Source organism: Sporosalibacterium faouarense (assembly GCF_016765695.1).
Lineage (GTDB): Bacteria > Bacillota > Clostridia > Tissierellales > VENL01 > Sporosalibacterium > Sporosalibacterium faouarense.
On the sequence record NZ_JAETGO010000085.1, the window covers coordinates 1 to 3,251 of the forward strand.

General features: G+C 28.1%; 5 protein-coding genes. All 5 read right to left on the minus strand.

What is annotated here, in order from left to right:
• Positions 1-211: 211 nt before the first annotated feature.
• Positions 212-682, minus strand: coding sequence for a GyrI-like domain-containing protein (locus tag JMO20_RS16065; protein ID WP_202710724.1), 471 nt, complete (start codon positions 680-682; stop codon positions 212-214).
• 235 nt (positions 683-917) lie between these two features.
• Positions 918-1,193 carry a DUF1294 domain-containing protein gene (locus JMO20_RS16070; protein ID WP_341534048.1) on the minus strand — a complete coding sequence of 92 codons (276 nt, stop codon included), beginning with the start codon at positions 1,191-1,193 and terminating at the stop codon, positions 918-920.
• A 4-nt stretch (positions 1,194-1,197) separates the two neighbouring features.
• Positions 1,198-2,007: a VanZ family protein gene (locus JMO20_RS16075; RefSeq protein ID WP_202710725.1), complete on the minus strand. Its 810-nt coding sequence runs from the start codon at positions 2,005-2,007 to the stop codon at positions 1,198-1,200.
• 27 nt (positions 2,008-2,034) lie between these two features.
• Positions 2,035-2,166, minus strand: a complete 132-nt coding sequence (locus JMO20_RS20465; RefSeq protein ID WP_279380160.1) for a hypothetical protein — start codon at positions 2,164-2,166, stop codon at positions 2,035-2,037.
• A 73-nt stretch (positions 2,167-2,239) separates the two neighbouring features.
• Positions 2,240-3,013 (minus strand): N-acetyltransferase, encoded by a 774-nt coding sequence (locus tag JMO20_RS16080; RefSeq protein ID WP_202710726.1) that lies wholly within the window; start codon positions 3,011-3,013, stop codon positions 2,240-2,242.
• Between the last annotated feature and the right edge of the window lie 238 nt (positions 3,014-3,251).

Genomic DNA, 3,251 nt, shown 5'->3' on the forward strand with positions numbered 1-3,251 from the left:
TCCACCTGAAGAGAAATCTTCTCTCCCACTTATAGAAGTGGGAGTCTTATCAAAAGATAAAAAATCAGCATTATCCCTTAGGATATAATGCTGATTCCATTATTACAGTATGCTTACCTACAATTTGATTTAATCTTGCAGAGTATATTGACCTTAGCTCCAATGTTATTGACTTTTTACTTAAATTTCATTTCTTTTATATTTTTTTACGTTACTTAACTTCTACGACAGGTATATAATATTCTAGTATAGATTCCGGATTATTAGGACCTTTAAATCTCTCATCATAAACTTGAATTTCAAAGGAATATGCTTCCTCATATTTTGAATTTTCAATCCAATTGTTTATGTGATCATAGATTCCTCCATATCCTCCATTCTTAAGCTGATGAGTAAATACTGCATATTTACAAGAAGGCATAATCTTGGTTATCATCTCAATCGGTGTTTCTCCCTCTCCTTCTTTTGTCTCTACTCCAACTATACAATAATGTCTTTTAGGTTCTGAGTTATCGCCAATATGAATCTCATAAGCTTTCTCCGAGCTTTTAGACTTAATCTTGTCTCTTTTGCTATCAAACAGATCCCATAGTTCACCGATGTCAACTTCACCTACATCTTTACCAGTAGCAACCATACCAACAATAATCATTTTTTCCTTTTCGATAATTTTAGGTTCCATAAAAATCTCCCTTCATATATTTTCTTTGTTGTAAAAATTATACAATAATAAACATGACACCATCCTGTCATATTTACTGTTATTTTACAATTTGTTTTTGAAAATATCACTTATGGAGAGATTACACTTTAAACAGTCCTTGCATATTATCGCAATTCATTAATCTTGTATTAAATTAAGATATTTAAACTCTTTTATATATAATCGCCTTAAGATTTAGTATATTTTCCATATCTCATACCTTAAAAATCAAATAATAGTATACTACTAAATTTAACAGAATAATTAATGGAATCCCATATACAAAAAGTCCGTGCTTTGTCTTATGCCTAAATTTTTTCATCCCAAGATATATTCCTGTAGCTCCACCCAAAAATGCTAATATAAAAAATCTCTTTTCTGGAACTCTCCATCCATAAGTTCTTGCTTTCTTCTTATCATATCCAGTCATGATATAACTAGTAAGGTTTAATATAAAAATATATCCCATTATTATATATAATTTAATCACATTATCACTCCAATTTGAATAATCTCTTTCCCACATCTTTATGTCTCTTACTATACAATTTTTCTACTAAACCCACTATTCCTAACCCCATCAGCTCTCCAACAAAATTTAATATAAAATCATCAATATCCGCAACACCAGTGGCACTTATATATTGAATTGTTTCTATTAACATAGGTATTAAAGCCAAATTAAGAACACTTTTAATCTTTTTCTTTACTATAATTCCCACTATAACCCCAATGGGAATGAATAAGATTATATTTCCTAAAACATTTATGATTACTATATTGCTATTGACATTTGCAGTATTGAGAATATATGGCACAATAGTTTTAAATGGAACTAAATTTATCTCTTTAAAATAAAACCCTCCTCTATTATTAAAAAATAAAGCGTCTGATAATAAAATCATATAGGATACCGAAAAATAGATACATAAGTATTTTAAGTATCCGCCAAAATTAGATATCTTTGAGGACAGATATTCATCTACTATAACAGGTAAATTGAGCCCAAAGAAATTTATTAAAAAAATAATAATATTAGTATAATCCATAAAAGCTGTTGGAACAAATAGTCCATAATAAACTGTCAGCATTATATATGTTATACTTGAAAATACCGTTATAAGTAAGTTGTTATAGGCATCAGACGTCAATTTATGTATTGTTAATCCGACAACTATAGTTATAATCAATACTATGCTAATACTTGATATCATCGCCATGCTATTCATGATCTTAAATTCTAGAAACATTAAAAGAATTCCCGTTACAATCATTATTCCTTTAATAATTTTATCTTTTGTCATTTTAAATCATCCTTCACTTAAAACTCTTTATAAACTCCTATTCCACTTAATATAAAGCCTATTCCACCAGTTAAGGACAGCACTGTACCGAATAACTGATAATTTTTTATAGTCGATAAAGGATACTACAAATGAAACTAATACTATTCTTTTTTTCATCATACTTCACCCCAATTTAACTATTGTTTTACATTAATCCTATTTATTTTTATAAATTTCTTTAAAATCTAATCTATAATTTTGCAACAAGTAATCTAGATTGACCTATCATTCCTGCGCTTTGAAGAGTTTTCTTTGAATTATGATTATAGTACCAGCACCCTGCTATAGGTTCTATATTGTTTTTATAGCAAACTTCTTTCAAGTGAATTAGCGTATTTCTTCCAATACCACATTTTCTTTTGTCTGAAGCTGTAAACATACCTATGCTTGCAACATTATTGTATAACTTACTTTTTTCAATAATCCCAAATGATACTACTTCATTATTCTTATATCCCATATATAATTGTTTCTTCTTTACCTGTTCAATTACATCGTCAAAAAAATCTCCAGAATGCTTCTTAATTATATCTATATCTTGTTCTGTAGCTAATTTATATGAAAAATCCGATAGTATTTTATCTTTAGGAATTTCTATTTTTGAGTCCTTAAAAAAGTATGCTTGTGGTTCTATATTTCTTGAGTAGTCAATTATATGAGTTAGGTAAAATTCATCTCCTGTATGGACAAATGCCTTATTAACCTGTTCGTACCTTCTTACTTTATCAAAAACCTCTTGTGACAAATGTTGGTATTCGTCTTTCATATAAAACTGTGTTAAAAGATTCTCCTCAAATATTGAAAAATAACCTATATTATTTTCATCATCTAATATTTCATAATGATTTGATTTTATAATGTGGTCTTCTAAAAAAGAATCAAAATATGAGTTATGCTTCGAAAGACCACTTTCCATAATTTCTTTTATATTTTCTAAATTGCTTTTTCTTATCTTAAAATCCATAATTATTACCCCCTTATCTTCCATAAAATAATTTCTCTAATTTACCTTAAATACTAATTTCTGTTTAATGACTTCTTCTCCTTCTTTAATTATATATTATATTTCATTAGTTAGCCTACTCATATAAAAACTATTGAGAATAAGCCAAAGAAAAGTTAGTATTCAATTCTAATCTAAATCGAGTAGGAGGTAGATAATTATTTTATCTACCGACCTCTCACACCACCGTACGTACCGT

Bases quoted from the DNA above. Each gene is read 5' to 3' on its own strand.
- JMO20_RS16080 (WP_202710726.1), bottom strand. From the start codon at position 3,013: ATGGATTTTAAGATAAGAAAAAGCAATTTAGAAAATATAAAAGAAATT.
- JMO20_RS16065 (WP_202710724.1), bottom strand. From the start codon at position 682: ATGGAACCTAAAATTATCGAAAAGGAAAAAATGATTATTGTTGGTATG.
- JMO20_RS16075 (WP_202710725.1), bottom strand. From the start codon at position 2,007: ATGACAAAAGATAAAATTATTAAAGGAATAATGATTGTAACGGGAATT.
- JMO20_RS20465 (WP_279380160.1), bottom strand. From the start codon at position 2,166: ATGAAAAAAAGAATAGTATTAGTTTCATTTGTAGTATCCTTTATCGAC.